Origin of the sequence: Luteitalea sp., assembly GCA_009377605.1 — a bacterium.
Taxonomy (GTDB): Bacteria; Acidobacteriota; Vicinamibacteria; order Vicinamibacterales; family Vicinamibacteraceae; genus WHTT01.
Genome location: WHTT01000010.1, coordinates 53,180 through 68,451, shown reverse-complemented (window position 1 = coordinate 68,451; position 15,272 = coordinate 53,180). Strand labels below are relative to the sequence as shown.

Annotated in this window: 10 protein-coding genes; 6 read left to right on the top strand and 4 right to left on the bottom strand. The window is 64.9% G+C overall.

Going from position 1 to position 15,272, the window contains the following annotated elements; translation table 11 throughout:
• Positions 1 to 18: 18 nt before the first annotated feature.
• Positions 19 to 3,666 (top strand): hypothetical protein, encoded by a 3,648-nt coding sequence (locus GEV06_05165; protein ID MPZ17288.1) that lies wholly within the window; start codon positions 19 to 21, stop codon positions 3,664 to 3,666.
• Positions 3,667 to 3,709: 43 nt separating this feature from the next.
• On the opposite strand, the gene GEV06_05160 is transcribed toward GEV06_05165, so the two are convergent.
• From GEV06_05160 to GEV06_05150, 3 genes are all read right to left on the bottom strand, one after another.
• Positions 3,710 to 4,546: a phytanoyl-CoA dioxygenase family protein gene (locus GEV06_05160; protein MPZ17287.1), complete on the bottom strand. Its 837-nt coding sequence runs from the start codon at positions 4,544 to 4,546 to the stop codon at positions 3,710 to 3,712.
• A gap of 113 nt (positions 4,547 to 4,659) precedes the next feature.
• Entirely contained in the window at positions 4,660 to 5,046 is a 387-nt protein-coding gene (locus GEV06_05155; protein MPZ17286.1) for a type II toxin-antitoxin system death-on-curing family toxin, read from the bottom strand.
• A complete protein-coding gene (locus GEV06_05150) occupies positions 5,043 to 5,288 on the bottom strand; it encodes an AbrB/MazE/SpoVT family DNA-binding domain-containing protein (GenBank protein MPZ17285.1) in 246 nt (81 codons plus the stop codon). Before GEV06_05150 ends, GEV06_05155 begins: the two co-directional genes overlap by 4 nt.
• 145 nt (positions 5,289 to 5,433) lie before the next feature.
• On the opposite strand from GEV06_05150, the gene GEV06_05145 reads away from it, so the two are divergent.
• Positions 5,434 to 7,014 carry a thiol oxidoreductase gene (locus GEV06_05145; protein MPZ17284.1) on the top strand — a complete coding sequence of 527 codons (1,581 nt, stop codon included), beginning with the start codon at positions 5,434 to 5,436 and terminating at the stop codon, positions 7,012 to 7,014.
• A 167-nt stretch (positions 7,015 to 7,181) separates the two neighbouring features.
• Here GEV06_05145 and GEV06_05140 read toward each other — a convergent pair whose 3' ends face one another.
• Positions 7,182 to 8,180 carry a dihydrodipicolinate reductase gene (locus GEV06_05140; GenBank protein MPZ17283.1) on the bottom strand — a complete coding sequence of 333 codons (999 nt, stop codon included), beginning with the start codon at positions 8,178 to 8,180 and terminating at the stop codon, positions 7,182 to 7,184.
• Positions 8,181 to 8,466: 286 nt separating this feature from the next.
• Between GEV06_05140 and GEV06_05135 the strand changes: the two genes are divergently transcribed.
• From GEV06_05135 to GEV06_05120, 4 genes are all read left to right on the top strand, one after another.
• Entirely contained in the window at positions 8,467 to 10,554 is a 2,088-nt protein-coding gene (locus GEV06_05135) for a hypothetical protein (protein MPZ17282.1), read from the top strand.
• Between the two features lie 61 nt (positions 10,555 to 10,615).
• Complete coding sequence (locus GEV06_05130; GenBank protein ID MPZ17281.1) at positions 10,616 to 11,626, top strand: hypothetical protein; 1,011 nt, start codon at positions 10,616 to 10,618, stop codon at positions 11,624 to 11,626.
• Between the two features lie 28 nt (positions 11,627 to 11,654).
• The gene (locus GEV06_05125; protein ID MPZ17280.1) at positions 11,655 to 13,895 is read left to right on the top strand and encodes a DUF2339 domain-containing protein; all 2,241 of its coding nucleotides are present in this window, start codon (positions 11,655 to 11,657) and stop codon (positions 13,893 to 13,895) included.
• An 85-nt stretch (positions 13,896 to 13,980) separates the two neighbouring features.
• On the top strand, positions 13,981 to 15,084 hold the full coding sequence (locus GEV06_05120) for a response regulator (protein MPZ17279.1): 1,104 nt from the start codon (positions 13,981 to 13,983) through the stop codon (positions 15,082 to 15,084).
• The last annotated feature ends 188 nt before the right edge of the window (positions 15,085 to 15,272 follow it).

Sequence of the window (15,272 nt, the reverse complement as noted above, 5' to 3'; positions counted from 1 at the left end):
TGCGGTAGCATACGAAGCATGGTCGCTCGAGGCTCTACGACCGGTAGCCGGCCCGCCGCGCGTGTCGCGTGGGCGCTCTTCATACGAATCCTCGCCCTCGCGTCGGTCATCACGCTCGCTCACACGCAGCAGGCAGCCTCTCCTCTCCATGCAGCCGGTGACGGCGGTCAGAACGTCAGCGACTCGCTGTGGGGAGGCGACCAGCGGCCGCTCGTCAGCGGCTGTATTCGTCCGCAGGAGGGTCAGAGACTCCAGCGCTACGAGTCGGCACACCGCGACTCCACGATGGCGATCGTCTCACGCGCCACGAAGGGGGAGAACGTCGCCACGTGCGAGTCCGCGACGATCCCATTCGAGATGACTCGCGGGCTGACCCTCGCCTTTCTGCTGAGCGTCGACGTCGATGAAGATGTCCACAAGTGGCAGCTCGAGGCCGGGCCGACGACGCGGTTCGAGCTGCAGAGCCCGGCGAGCGAGTCGCAGCGCGAGATCGCTCTCACCGCGTCGAATGGGGCCGAGCTGATCGTCGACCTCTTTCACACCGATCGCAACGGGGACCTCTCGGGCCACGGGCTGCTCCGGCTGCCCGCCGGCGCGTATCGGCCGGGCGCTCCGATCACCCTTCGTCTGGCCGGCGAATCGGGTGCGAGCGACCGATGGCTGATGTTGTTCCCTTACGACGTCCAGCCGCACGCGCGCGTTCGTCGGTTGCCGAGCATCATCCGGCGACTGGACGGCACGCGGCAAGAGCTACGCGTGGAGGTCGCGCACTTTGGCAGATCGAAGAGCGTGACGATCGATGCCGGTGAAGCTCGCCTGGGGCAACGCGTGCCGCGCGGCTACTCCGAGATCCGCTTGCAAGTGCCCGAGGCGACGACGGAGACCACGCTCCCGGTGCGAGTGGCTATCGATAACACGCTGGTGCTGGACGAGGCGCTGCGGATGGAGCCCGTCCGGCGGATGACCGTCTACCTGCTACATCATTCGCACCTGGACATTGGCTACACGCACCGGCAGCGCGAAGTCGAGGACATTCAAGTCGAGAACCTGCGGCGCGCGACACGGCTCGCGGCACAGTCGACGGGCGCTTCGCCGGACTCACGCTTCCATTGGGTGCAAGAGGGCATCTGGCCGATCGAGGCGTTTTTGAGCCGCGCTTCTCCGGAAGAGCGTCAGCAGTTCGAAGCGATGGTGCGATCCGGTTTGATTGAAATCCCGGCGCTCTACGCGAATCAGCTGACAGGCCTCGCAAACGGCGAGGAACTGGTGGAGATGACCGAGGCAGCGCACCGACTGACGAGCTCACTCGAGGTTCCGCTGCAAACAGCGTGGATTAGCGACGTGCCCGGTTACACGTGGGGCATGGTGCCCACTCTGGCCAGCCGCGGTGTGAAGTACTTCTCGATGGGCACGAACCGCGGAGACCGTATCGGGCACATCATCAACGCGCTCGGCGATCGACCGTTCTATTGGGAATCGCCATCTGGAGAGGAGCGCGTGCTGGCGTGGGTGCACCTTGCGGGGTACTCGCTCTTTCATACCGGCCTTCGCTATCGGGAGGCCATGCGGCTGGACGAGCGCCGACTGCTGGACTACATCGACGGGCTGACGAGCAGGGAATTCCCGTACGATCTGACGCTGCTTCGCTACAACATCGGCTCGGACAATGGACCGCCGGACGAGACCTTGTCGAACGCCGTGTACAACTGGAACGCCACGCACGAGACACCGCGCCTCGTGATTGCCACGGCCTCGCAGGCCTTTGAAGCGTTCGAGGCGCGGTACGGCAAGTCGCTGCCGGTACGGCGCGGCGAGCTCACGCCCTACTGGGAGGACGGCGCGTACTCCACCGCCGCAGAAACCGTGACGAACCTCGCCTCGTCTGCGCGGCTCGTGCAGGCGGCGACCGTCGGCGCAATCCGCTGTGGCGCGAAGGCTTGTGAGGAAGCGAGCGCGCCCGATGCCTCTGGGCCAGCCGAGGGTGTGGACTTCAGCTCCGCATGGCGGAATGTGCTGCTGTACAACGAGCACACATGGGGCGCGTGGAACAGCATCAGCCAGCCGGACGAGCCGTCCGTTCACGAGCAATGGGCGGGAAAGCGCGCCTTCGCGGAGGCAGCCGACGCACAGTCTCGCGCGCTGCTGACTCAGGCGCTCGGAGGGGCTGACCTGAGCGCTGATGATGGGGGCGCGCTGGCCACCAATGGCAGCGATGGGCAGACTGCCGCGCCATCGTCGAGCCCAGATGAGCCTCCTGGTGCTTCAGCCACGACCATCGACGTCTACAACACGCTCTCATGGCCACGCACGGAGCTGGTTCTGCTTCCGGCCAGTCTGCTCGTGCCCAACGACCTGATCGTCGACGACGATGGACGGCAAGCGCCATCCCAGCGCCTCGCATCCGGCGAGCTCGCCTTCCTCGCCGAGAACGTGCCGGGACTCGGCGTCTCGCGTTATCGCATCGGTCGAGCAACGGTCGCAGCGCGGGAGGACGATGAGGCGAACCATCGGGTTGGCCCCGATCAAACGGCCACACAGCCACTGCAGGTCAACCCCGCAGTCACTACGGTCGTCGGCGACACGTCAGCACATGGCATTTACAACGGTTCTATCTCTGTGGATGTCGACCCGCAGAGTGGCGCCATTCGGCAGCTGCGCATGCAGGGCGCGGACGGCAACTGGGTGGACCACTCGCGCTGGCCGGGGCTCAACACTTATATCTATCAGGAAGGGCGCAAGCCAGAAGGGGGCAACTCGAGGATCCCAGACAAATCGCCGCGAATCGTGGTGGAGGATGCCGGACCGCTCGTCTGGACGCTCGTGGTGTCGAGCGACCAGGTGCCCGGCGCGAGCGCGCTGCAACAGCGTATCCGGCTGGTTCGGGATCAGCCTCGTGTGTCGATCACCGACAAGATCGTCAAACTGGATGTCCGCCAGCCAGAATCCGTCTCCTTCGCGTTCCCATTCAATCTGTCTGGCGCCGTCACACGCGTCGGTACGGCGTGGGGACACTATCAGGTCGGCGAAGAGCAAATACCAGGCTCGTCGATGAACTACCTCACAGCGCGCGACTGGGTCGACGTCTCGACTCAGGATCGGGGCGTCACGCTCGTGACCCCCGACGCGCTCATGGTTCAGGTGGGCGCGATCGCCACGGACGCGAACGCAGTCGGCTGGAAGTCGACTCTCGAGAGCTCGCCACTCCTCTACTCATGGGTGATGAACAACTTCTGGAGCACCAACTACAAGGCCAGCCAATCGGGGGCGGTTTCGTTCCGCTATACGATCGTGCCGCACGGCTCCTTCGATAGCGCGGCGGCCTATCGTGCGGCCGCCGAGGTCCGACACCCGCTGCTGACAGCGGCAGTGAGCCCGACCAGCCGAAAGCCGGAGCCGTTGGTCACGGTCCGCGGCGAGGTGCAAGGTCGCGAGAGCGGCACGACCCTCGTTGTTACGTCGGTGAAGAGAGCCCCAGATGGCGGATCTCTGCGCGTGCGTCTCTTCAACGCCGGAACGGCACCCGTACGGCCCTCACTCGATTGGCGGACGTCTCCGCGCACCGTTACCGTGGTAAACGCAAACGGTGAGCCCGTGAAAGGCAAGCGCCCCAACGATGCGGTACCTCCCCAAGGGATCCTGACGCTCGACGTCGCGGGCGCTCAGTGAAGCGGAACCCGTTACCGGTGCGTAGCGAAACAGCGTGCCGGGATTAGTCAACAGCCGGACGGGGCGGGTTCGCCCAATGCCCGTCGGCGTCGGTGCCAACGAGAACGACGCCTTTCGCGTTCCAGCCATTGTGGGCGCGGACGTCGGCCGTGCAGTAGCGCAGCGTCAAGCCACACCGTCGCCGATTCGATTCGTTCGCCTCAGAGCCGTGCAGAAGGAGATCTGCGTGAATCGAGATCTCGCCCGCCTCCAGCTCGTCGTTCACGATCGCGCCGTACTGCTCCGGATTCTCGATGGTCTGCGTGAGGACATTGTGCTCCGCCGCATCGCTCGGCCGGTACGTGAGATGCCCGACCCAGTGTGAGCTGGCAATGAAGCGCATGCAGCCGTTCTGGCGATCCGCTCGATCGATGGCGAGCCAGACCGTCACGGTCTTCGATGGCGTCAACGGCCAGTAGCTCGCGTCTTGGTGCCAGGCCACCGCCTTGCCATCTCCCGGCATCTTGCAGAAGAAATGTGAGCCCCACCCCACGACACTCTCGCCCAGCAGATCCCGCACACAGGCAACGATACGTGCGTCGGTCAACAGGTCGTAGACACGGCCGTAGCGGAGGTGGGCCGAACTGATGGAGTAGCTGTCGCCGCCGGCCGCGACGGTGCGGGCGAGCAGATCGTCGAAGTACCGCCGAATCGCGGTGATCTCTTCATCCTCGAAGATACGAATGGGCCTGAGATAGCCCTCGCGATCGAACGATTCCAGCTGCGCGGCCGTCAGCGTGCGCGGCGCGGTGACGGGCGACGGATGAAAGCGAAGGTCACGCTCGACCGCGGCGAGCTGTTGCTCATCGGGCGTGATGGCAAACCGGGGTGCTTCGGGCACAGTACGCGCATGCTACCCAAAGGGCATGCGCGCTGTCAAAACGCCAATGCTGGCAAGTCTACCGGCGTGTGCTGGACTTTGGATCGTTGGCTGCCCCGACCTTAAGGTATGACCTACATCGGACGGCTGTGCTGACGAAACCAGATCGCAAGCGCCTCGGGCTCGATGTTACCCTGGGCGGTGTCGAGCGTGAGCACCTCGAACTCCTCGTCAGTCGCGTCGAGCAGCCACCCGTTGAGTTGGAGAAACAACTCGGCCGCCGCCACTCCGGCGCGCTTGTTACCATCGACGAACGCGTGATTGAGGACGAGCGAGTGGAGGAGCGCGCCGGCCTTCGTGTGAACGTCGGGATAGAGATCCTCCCCGCCAAACGTCATGGCCGGCCTGGCGAGAGCAGCTTCCAAGGCGCCTGCATCGCGAATGCCCTGGCTACCACCGAACTGGCGGACAAGGGCTTCGTGCAGCGCTCGCACCTGCGCTGTGGCGAGATAGACCGTCATTGAGCTAGGGATTTGTAAAGGTCCGCACGCCGCTCCAGGAGCTCCTCCATGAGCTCCCGAAACCGCTTGGTCACCTTCCCATCGTCGAAGTACTTGATCCCCGCACGGATGACGATCGCGCCAGTGACCGGATGGATCGTGACGTCGACCTCCTGCCCCTTCTTCAGACGAAAGGCCTCGACGACTTCGGCTGGCAGCGTCACCGCCAGCGAGCTTCCTGTCTGAACGACTTTCCGCTTCATATCAATATTCAATACTGACGGAGCGATCTAGTCAAGGCCCCGGCTCGATGGCTGCACGGCCTGAGGTGATCCCCCCCATAGTGCGATTGTAGTATCGACTATTTTTAACATTTAGTGATGCTTAGCCGATATGCAGAACTGGAGGATGTCTATGTGTGCGCGTGCCTTCATCTGTCTTGCGCTTGCCACGATCGTGTTGACCGCATCCGGCCTCGCCCAGTCGCCGATTGGTCGTGAGGTTGCCATCGCTCGCCATCTCGAGGATGGCGAGGAGCTAGGGGTGCCGCTGACGAGGCTCATCGAGTTCGGGGAGCAGTTGTTTCGGGCCAACTGGACGATTCAGGAGGGCGCGGGCCGGCCGCTCGTGAAGGGCACGGGCGCACCGCTGTCGGATCCGACGCGGCCGCTCGTTTTCCCGCGCAACTTCAATCGTGTGTCGGCGCCGGACGCCAACGGCTGCGCCGGGTGTCACAATGCGCCGTTCGGCATGGCGGGCGGCGGTGGTGATGTGGTGGCAAACGTGTTCGTGCTCGGCCAGCGCTTCGATTTCGCGATGTTCGATACGAACGACGGGACAACGACGGGCAGCAGTGTGGACGAAAGCGGTAAGCAGACCACGCTCCAATCGGTCGCCAACTCACGCGCGACGCTCGGCATGTTCGGGTCTGGCTTCATCGAGATGCTGGCGCGTCAGGTATCGATCGACCTCCAGCGGATCCGGGATGCCACGCCGCCGGGCGGCAGCAGCCACTTGACGTCGAAGGGCATCAGCTACGGGGTCATCTCCAGGCACCCGGATGGCAGCTGGGATACGACAGCCGTTGAGGGGCTTCCAGCGGCGAGCTTGGCGACCTCCGGACCCGACGAACCGCCCAGCCTGTTGATTCGGCCGTTTCATCAGGCCGGCAACGTCGTGTCTCTCCGCCAGTTCACCGTGACAGCGTTCAACCACCATCATGGGATGCAAGCCACCGAGCGCTTTGGCGATGGGGCGGACCCGGACGGCGACGCCTTCGTGAACGAGCTCACCAGAGCGGACATCACCGCCGCGACCATCTTCCAAGCGACGATGGCCGTCCCCGGCCGCGTCATCCCGCGCGACCGAGCAATCGAGGCGGCGGTGGCGCTGGGTGAGGAACGGTTCGAAGCGATTGGTTGCGCGACGTGTCATCGTCCGAGCCTTCCGCTGGACGACGAGGGCTGGATCTTCACCGAGCCGAACCCGTTCAATCCGGACGACACCGTCGGCCCTGGCGACGCGCCGACGCTCTCGGTCGACCTGACCGATCCTCGGCTGCCCCAACCCCGCCTCAGGCCGGTGAGAGGCGTCGTGCACGTGCCCGCCTACACAGACCTCAAGCTGCACGACATCTGCGACGGTCCGGAGGACCCGAATATCGAGCCACTCGACATGAACCAGCCACACGGGTCGGCTGGCTTTTTCGAGGGGAATCGCCTGTTCCTCACGCGGAAGCTCTGGGGGGCGGCGAACGAGCCGCCCTACTTCCATCACGGCCAATACACGACGCTCCGCGAAGCGGTGCTCGCCCACGGCGGCGAAGCGGCGGGGACGCGGGCGCTTTTCAAGGCGCTGCCGCCCAATGAGCAGGATGCGCTCATCGAGTTCCTCAAGACGCTGCAGGTGTTGCCGCCAGGCACGCGATTCCTCGTCGTCGACGAGCGCGGCATGCCGCGGCTGGCGCTCGGTGGCCTAGGACGCTCCTAGTGGGCTGTACGTCGATGGCTCTCGGCCTCAGCATGGTAGGGCGCGTTCGCCGACTCGTCCGCCGTAGCGCTAAGTGCGAAGGCGGAACGCGCCGTCCCTGACCTCGGCAAGGCCAGGACGCCTCGGCGAGGCGTCCCTACCATCGCACAGCTTGCAAACGCGTGTCCCTACCCGCCGAACCAGGATGGGAGTGGCAGCGTGCGCATGGTGTGCAGGCCGGGCGGGGCGGCGATGACCTTGGGAATCGCGTTCACGGTGACCGACGCCGTTGCGATGTCGCCCGGCACGCCGCCGGGGATTTTCGAGTAGAGATTGGGCACGCCCGTGATGGTGACCGCGTCGTACGATTCCGGCGCGCCGAGATACGCCTCCATGTGGAGAGTGATGAGCGGCTCGCCGCGGCGGTGCCCGACGCCATCCTGAATGATCCCCGCCACTTGCCCCCTCTTGACGGCCAGGAAGGCGCTCTTCACGGGCCGTACGGCGAGCTTCGGCTTGATGACATCGGTAATCTTGTCGAGCTTCCACGCCATGGCATCTGCGATCATGGCAATCGATTCGGTCAGGCCCACGTGACGGACGCTCCCCTCATCGACGCGTGCCTGGAACTGCGCCTCGGTGAGCCCGGCGCCGATTTTCTGCTGGAACGGCAAGCGTCGCGTCGAAGCATCTTGAATACGCTCCACGAGAATCTTGTCGACACGCTCGCAGGCGCAGCTCAGCGCGATGGGAAGGGCGTCCATGGTGAAGCCGGGATTCACGCCGGTTCCCAGGACGGCGGCCTTGGCGCGCTTTGCCATCTGGTCGACCTGAGTCGCGAGGCGCTTGTTGGAGTAGAACGGATAGGCGAGCTCCTCGGTCGTCGAGACGATCGGGACACGGCAGGACAAGATAGCTTGGATCTGGGGAACGATTTTCTTGAGCGACGAGCTCGTGCAGAGCAGGACGACGTCAGGCTTCGCTTTACGGATTGCCGGCACAATCTCCGGCGCCACGGTCACGTTGAGCTTGCGGTCGAGCCCGACCACCTCGGCAAGGTCACGCCCTACCTTGGTGGCGTCGATATCGACCGCGCCGACAACCTTCACACGGCGACGCGATACGCACTGACGAATAATGGCATTACCAATGGGACCGAGCCCCACATGAAGAACACGAATCGGCATCTATCTCCTCAGGTTCTTGCGGACCGCGGCCAGGGCCGCGCTCCCCGACGTTCACTTGACGCACTGGAACTTGACTCAAGAGTCAAGTCCTCAGCGCCGCACGGGTTCTTGCGGCGGGCGAGGGGCCTGAAGGCTCCTCGCTACGTACGTTGAAGCACCAAATGTAGAAACTCGAGGCGGACTTGTCCGCCGAAGCGCGTAGGCAGACGCGAAACGCGGATTATACTCTGTCACACACTCGCGCCCCCGCGCGTCGTGCCGCGCAGGGCGCCGGTTGTGTATCAAGATGGCACATCGCCTCGCCCTTCGCGTCATCATCGGAGCGGGTCTCGCAGCCGGCATGCTCGCGTCCTTGTCGCTCGTCCCCCCTGGTGGAAGTCCATCCGCGCGGGCGCAGCCCCAACCAGGTGGTGCCTCGTCGGCAACGATCCGCGCCCAGACACGAGAAGGCCACGCCCGCTCGCCTCGGAACGCCAGCTATGCGATCGACGTCACACTTCTCCCCTCGCGTCGGCTGCTGGAGGGTCGCGAAGTCATTACCTGGCGCAACATCACGAGCTCGCCAACCTCCGAGCTGCGCTTGCATCTCTACTACAACGCGTGGCGCAACACGCGTTCGAGCTGGTTGCGGGAGCGTGAGCTTGGAGACTTGATCGAGCCGTCCGACCTCGCCGATCTGACGGCGGACGAGTGGGGGTGGAGCGATGTCCGCGCCGTTCGCCTGTTCGGAGCGGCGCCGCCGGTCGACCTCACGCGCCAGATCACCTTCATCTCGCCAGATGATGGCAATCGAGAGGATCGGACGCTGCTGCGTGTGCCGTTGCCAGCGCCGGTCGCGCCGGGCGGCACGGTCAACCTCGAGGTCGAATGGCGCGCGCAGGTTTCGCGCACGTTCGCGAGAACGGGTGCGCGCGGTAACTATTTCTTCCTGTCGCACTGGTTCCCCAAGATCGGCGTGCTCACGGAGGACGGCTGGAACGCGCACCAGTTCCATTCCACAACGGAGTTCTTCGCCGACTACGGCACCTACGATGTTCGTGTGCGGGCTCCCCGTGGTTGGGCCGTCGGTGCGACGGGCCGGGCGATCGGCGTGCGGGAGAACGGAGAGACGACGACGCATCGATTCCTCGGTGAGGATGTGCACGACTTCGCGTGGACGACGAGCCCCGACTTCGTGGAACGTCGAGCACGGTTCGAACACGCGAGGCTGCCCCCCGTCGAGATGCGACTGCTGCTGCAACCGGAACACGTCCACCAGGCGGACCGGCACTTCGCGGCGACTCGTGCGGCACTTCGTTACTACGGCGAGTGGTACGGTCCGTACCCGTATGACCACCTCACGATTGTCGACCCCGCGTGGGAGAGTGGTAGCGGTGGCATGGAGTACCCAACCCTGTTCACATCTGGTACTCGCTGGCTCCAGCCGCAGAGATCGGGCAGCCCCGAGGGGGTGACCGTGCACGAGTGCGGTCATCAGTTCTGGTACGGCGTGGTCGGCAGTAACGAGTTCGAGGATGCCTGGCTCGACGAGGGACTCAACACGTTTTCGACGTCGCGGGTGATGACCATCGCCTTTCCGCGATACGAAACGCTGCGGTTCTTCGGCAGTTTCGTCCCGTGGTTGATTCGCGATCTCCCGATCTCTCGTCTCGGCGCTCACGGACTGGATCGCTATCGGACCGACGCCGAATCGGATGTGCCGGAGACGCCAACCTGGCGGTACTTTCCCGCGACGCACGCGACGATTACATACAGCAAGACGGCGCTATGGCTCGAAACGCTGGAGCGCTATCTCGGCTGGCCGACGCTGCAGAAGATCCTGTCCACGTACTTCTCGCGCTATAGCTTCAAGCACCCGACACCTGCGGACTTCTTCGCCGTCGCGAACGAGGTGAGCGGCCGCAACCTGGGCTGGTTCTTCGATCAGGTGTATCGCTCGTCGAACGTGTTCGACTATGGGGTGCAAGACGTCCAGTCGGAGGCGGATCCCAAGCGAGGCTTCGTCGAGGGACCACAAGGCCTCGCGTTCCAAGAGGAGCCTCCTGACCCCCGCGGGCGATATCGAACGCGCGTGGTCGTTCGACGGTACGGTGAGGGGATCTTTCCCGTAGATGTCGTCGTCACGTTCGCTGATGACCAGCGTGTGCGCGAGCAGTGGGATGGCCGTGATCGCTGGCGCGCTTACGTATATGCGCGGCCCAGCCAGGTGGTATCCGTGCGGGTCGACCCGGAGCGGGTGCTCGCGCTGGATGTGAACTACACGAACAACTCATGGTCGGCCGAGCCGCAGGCCGAAGCCGCTGCGCGACGCTGGTCGCTCACCTGGCTGACATGGCTGCAGGATCTGTTGCTTACGTACGGGTTCTTCGTGTAGGTACGCGCGGCTTTGGAGCGTGTGAAGAATTCGTCGTAGCGCAGGCTGTCTGGGAATAGATATGTCTGTCTGGGGCGTATGTCTCGACGGTTTGAAACGGGTGGCGGACGCGCCGGCCGTTCTCGTGGGCGCGTGGCTGCTGACGCTCGTCGTGGGCATTCCGCTCGCCGCCGAGATCGACCGCCAGATTCAGAACCAGCTCGGAGATAGCCTGATCTCGGAGGTGGTGGCGCAGGGCGCAGACGATGATTGGTGGGGCGAGCTCTCCGCCAACGCACATGGGCTGGCCAGGTCGTTCACGCCGGCAGTGGTTGGATTTGCAGCGGTGCTGCACAATGTGAGCGACCTTCTGGACAACGAGGAAATCCTGAACGGGCTCGCGTGGGTCGTCGCCACCTTCCTCGTCGTCTGGACGTTCTTTTCAGGCGGAGTCCTAGACCGGTTCGCGCGACAACGACGGCTCTACGCGTGGGGCTTCTTCGGTGCGTGCGGCGGGTATTTCTTCCGATTGCTGCGGCTCGGCCTGGTCGGACTCGGCGTGTACGCGCTGCTCTTCGGCGTGCTGCACGGTTGGCTGTTCGATGACCTCTACGCTCGTCTGATACGCGACGTCACGTCCGAGCGCACCGCCCTCGCCCTACGCGTCGTCCTGTACGTTCTCTTCGGCGGGCTGCTCCTCATCGCCAACATCATCCTCGACTATGCACGCGTCCGGCTGGTCGTCGAAGATCGGAGGAGCGCATCCGGGGCGCTGCTGGCTGGCGCGCGGTTCGTCGGCCGACACTCGGGAAGCGTCATTGCTCTGTATGGGCTGAACGGCCTGCTCTTTCTCCTGCTCGCCAGCTGCTACGGGCTGGCCGCCCCCGGGGCGGCGCGGCCGGTATGGATCATCCTTCTCGCTGGCCAGTTGTGGATCCTCGCACGCCTAGCGGTGAAGCTGCAATTCTACGCGTCCGCAGTCTCGCTGTTCCAAAGTCGGCTCGCTCATGCGGGGTACGCCGCCGCTCCGGAGGCGCGCTGGCCAGATTCGCCGATGGCGGAGGCCCTCGGCGAATCTGACGTAGAGACTTAGCACGTCGCGCAAAAAATGTGGATCCTGAATGGTCGACGCTACTTCCTACTTGCTCCTGATCCTCGCCCTGTTCGGCTGCCTGCTCCTCATACTGATCACGACGAGCGGCGCCCTCCTGCGGGCGGCGCGCGCGCTCGAGGTGGCGGACGGGCTGGAGCGTGAGCTGCGCGCGCTCGGCGAGCAGGTCCGCCACTTGGGCGAGCGCGTCGACCTGCTGGGCAAACAAGCTGCCGCAGTGCCTGACGACGAAGCATCGGAGCGCGCAGACGACGATGAAGAGTGGCGCGAGACGATTCGTGGCCTGCAGGCTGAGAGACTGAGCTCGGAGGTCGAGACGCAGCCTCAGGCACCAAGCGCGGGCACGGCCGCCTCGGCGAGGCGGCCCTACCTAGAACAACGTATCGGCGCGCACTGGTTTCTCTACATCGGTCTGGGCTTGACGGCCGTCGGGGTCGTGTGGCTGCTCGAATATGTCGTGAGCCGTGACTGGATGGCCGCCCCTATCCGTGCCGCGTCCGGCGCTCTGTTGGGGGTCGGCTTGCTAGCGCTCGGGGAACGCACTGCGAGGCGGCAGATCGCACGCGGGCGCGTGCTCATCGGCGTGGCGCTGGCCACACTCTACGCAAGCGCTTGGATGATCGGACCGGGCTCCTGGCTGCTGTTGCCCTGGCCGGCCTTCGCCCTGCTCGCGTCGGTGACCGCGCTGGCATTCGTCCAGAGCATACGCCATCGGTCGCTCTCCTTCGCGCTGATCGCCCTAGGTGCGGGCTTCGTCACGCCGGTGCTGATGGGACCTGAGCATGCGCCCGTTGCGCTGTTCATGTATGTCGGCGTCCTCATTCTGGTGGCGCGCTGGCTGGCGCATCGCGCGCGGTGGCCGCTCGTCGACGTCGCGTCGTACCTGCTGACCGTCTGGCTGCTCGTGTGGTGGTCCGAACATTCGTATACACGCGACCAGTGGTGGATACTCGAGCTGTTCCTCACCGCCTATCTTGCGCTGTTCGTCATCGCGTGGCGCGAGGCACGGCGGGAGACGCGTGGCAACGCACCGGTCCACCCGTTCCAGCCTTGGGCAGCCGTCGCGCTGGCGAGCGCGCCGGTTGCCTACCATGCCGCGTCGGTGGCGATCCTCTTACCACACGCCGGAGGCTGGCTCGTGTACGCCATTGCTGCGACGCTAGCCGGCCTGGTCGCGGCGGCTCGTCTGGGCTCGCGCCTGGTGCGAGGGGCGACATTCGCCGGGGTGGCAGCTCCGCTCCTGGCGTGGTGCTATGCATCGCTCGATCGCGAATGGTTCGTGGCCGGCCTCGTCGCTGTCGCAGCAGTCAGCGCGCTGCATGTGGTCTCGGAGTGGGAAGCGCTGGGTGAGCAGCCGGTGACGGGCGCCGAGATCGCCTTGAGCCACGTCAACGCATGGTGGACGTTCGTGGCGCTTGGCCTGCTCCTCGCGCCGCGGTTCGCATCGTGGCCGATACTTGCCGGCGCGCCGCTGATCGTGGCGCATGTGACGCTAGGCGCAGGGTGGTGGCGCCGATACGGCGAAGCCGCGCGTCATCACGCGGGCATCGCGCTGGCGCTGGGCGCGACAGCCGTGACGCTGTGGACGGGAGGGTTTGCCGCCACGGTGGCGCTCGCGCTCGAGGGTGTGGTCTTACTGTCGCTCGGTGCATCGCGAACCGGCCTCCGCATCACAGGCGAGGCGCTACTGGCCCTTGCCTACTTCAGCGCCCTACACACTCTGGCGACGCGTACGAGCTTGATCGCGCCGGCGTTTCTCAACCATCGGACGGGACCAGCCTTCGTGGTGGTGGTCGCGCTGCTGGTTGCCTGGTGGCGGGTTGGACGAGAGGCTCAGCCGAGCTCGGGCGAGCTGGGCCCCACGCGCGGCGCGCTGCTGCTCGGCGCACACCTCTTGGTTGTCCTGGTGCTCACCATGGAGACCGCGGTGTGGCTCCAGCAGCAGGCGCTCGATGCCGCCGCGTTCGAGGTGTCGACGCGCGCGCACGCTTGGCAGACGGCCCAACGGGTCGGCCCCACCATGCTGTGGGCGGCCTACGGCTGTGGCCTGGTCACAGCGGGGATTTGGCGCCGACACGCCGCCCTGCGATACCTGGGCGTGACGCTGGCCATCCTCGCGCTCGGCAAGCTGTGCGTCAACGACTTCCCGGTAATTGGCCCCGTGGCGCGGCTGGTGTCCGCCCTGAGCCTGGGCATGGTCTTGCTCACAATGGCCTACCTTTACCGTGCGACGAAAATGGAAAGCGCGTAGGGCGGCCAAAAACAGTCTCACGCCCAGCACCTGTCGCGGTAGAATCGCGATTGAGCGCTCCCCAGCTCTCTTCAGGGCGTGCACCATGTCGGATTTGCCGTGGCCAGAAGCACGCGTCCTCGTCGTCGACGATCAACCATCGAACGTCGAGATTCTCGAGCGGCTGCTCCGAGGCGCGGGGCTTCTCCACGTCGTCGGAACGAGCGATCCGCGCGCGGCGCTGCGCCTGTTCCTCGACCACCGCCCAGATTTGGTTTTGCTGGACCTGCACATGCCAGGCCACGATGGCTTTCACGTGCTCGCCGAGATCACGCCGCACATCCGTGAGGACGAGTTTCTGCCGATTGTCTTCATCACGGCAGACGACAGCCATTCAGTGAAGAAGCGCGCCTTGGCCGTCGGCGCGAAGGATTTCGTCAACAAGCCGTTCGACCGAACCGAGATCCTGCTTCGGCTGCGCAACTTGCTCGAGGCGCGGTTTCTGTACGTGGCGCTCCAGGCGCAAAACGAGCTGCTCGAGCGAAAGGTCCGCGACCGCACGACAGAGCTCGAAGATGCGCAAAAGGAGATCTTGTACCGTCTCACGCTCGCAGCGGAGTTTCGTGACGATGACACGATGCAGCACATGCATCGGGTGGGACGGGTCGCCGCGCAGATCGGCGCGGAGATGGGACTGTCCACGGAGACGGTCCGCCTACTGCGGTTGGCGGCACCGCTGCACGACCTTGGAAAGATCGCGATCCCAGACCAGATTCTGCTGAAGTTCGCCCGGCTGGATGAGCAGGAGTACGCGGCGATGCGGGCACACACGGCTGCAGGCGCCGACCTGCTCTCCGGCAGCGCACACGGATTGCTGCAGATGGCGGAACAGATCGCGCTGACACACCACGAGCACTGGGACGGGTCGGGATACGACCGCGCGCTCAAGGGTGATGAGATCCCGCTCGTAAGCCGTATCGTCGCCGTGGCGGACGTGTTCGACGCGCTCACGCACTCACGACCGTACAAGCCGGCCTGGTCGATCAGCAACGCGCTGGGGGAAATCGCCAGTCAGAGCGGCAAGCACTTCGACCCTGGGGTCGTCGAGGCGCTCGTCCGCATCGTGGAGCGCGGGGAGATTGACCTGACAGATCAAGACTGGCGGCCACCGCAACGCGTTGCTGCCGAGCGAGCACGATCCGTGCCTTGAGCCGGAGCAAGGCGTTGAATGTAGTAGGGTGTCTGTAAGGGTGAAAACAGGCGTCGAACACGTACCTTGTATTGGTATACGCCAGTTTGGATTATTATTCCTTCGGCTGGCCCCAATCGTCGCCGCCGCTGGAGACCATTCGGGAGGCGGAGACGACCTCAATAGGTTTCCGGGCTAACGGAAGAGCT